This is a genomic window from Shewanella electrica (genome assembly GCF_022321485.1).
In the GTDB taxonomy this organism is placed as follows: domain Bacteria; phylum Pseudomonadota; class Gammaproteobacteria; order Enterobacterales; family Shewanellaceae; genus Shewanella; species Shewanella electrica.
Map to the genome: position 1 here is coordinate 1 of NZ_JAKOGG010000521.1, position 253 is coordinate 253.

1 protein-coding gene is annotated in these 253 nt (G+C 62.8%); it reads left to right on the forward strand.

Features of this window, described 5'->3' with window-relative positions; all coding sequences use genetic code 11:
- Window positions 1-32: 32 nt before the first annotated feature.
- Window positions 33-253, forward strand: a 221-nt coding sequence (locus L9G74_RS21370) for a hypothetical protein (RefSeq protein ID WP_238898821.1), incomplete at its 3' end; no start/stop codon positions are given.

Below are 253 nucleotides of genomic sequence, written 5' to 3' on the forward strand. Positions count from 1 at the left end.
TGTGGCCCAAAGGCGTGCCCTTGCCGGTGCTTATGAAATTGAACCAGCAGGTCGCCTTGAAGAAAGGGGCGCTGGTGCCTTCCGAGACGGACGTGGTATTGCCGGGCGGGGCCGTGATGGTCGATCTTCGTCCTCGAGATGGGGATGACGCGCAAGGTCGCATGCTGGCTTTGGCCCCCATGTTGGCCGCTGGGTCGCAGTCCTGGGATTTGCGTCTGGTTGCCGGGGCGGATACCTCGGCAGCGGATAATCG